This is a genomic window from Dryocola boscaweniae, from assembly GCF_025215095.1.
Lineage (GTDB): Bacteria > Pseudomonadota > Gammaproteobacteria > Enterobacterales > Enterobacteriaceae > Dryocola > Dryocola boscaweniae.
Genome location: NZ_JALHAP010000022.1, coordinates 1 through 328 on the forward strand (window position 1 = coordinate 1; position 328 = coordinate 328).

Sequence of the window (328 nt, forward strand, 5' to 3'; positions counted from 1 at the left end):
AAATCAAAGGTTTTACGAAATCGATGGGGCTATAGCTCAGCTGGGAGAGCGCCTGCCTTGCACGCAGGAGGTCAGCGGTTCGATCCCGCTTAGCTCCACCATCCTTTCATGCTCAATACTATCTCAAAACTGATTCTCAGGAATCACGTTTGAGATATTTGCTCTTTAAAAATCCGGAACAAGCTGAAAATTGAAACGACGCACTGTTTCCTTTCTCCGTAATAAGAAAGGAAGATACGGTGTGTTCGAGTCTCTCAAATTTTCACAATCACGACTGTGTCTCACGAGACACCTTCGGGTTGTGAGGTTAAGCGACTAAGCGTACACG

1 tRNA gene is annotated in these 328 nt (G+C 45.7%); it reads left to right on the top strand.

The features are described 5' to 3' along the window. Positions 1–25 precede the first annotated feature (25 nt). Positions 26–101, top strand: a tRNA-Ala gene (locus tag MUA00_RS00105). Positions 102–328 lie beyond the last annotated feature (227 nt).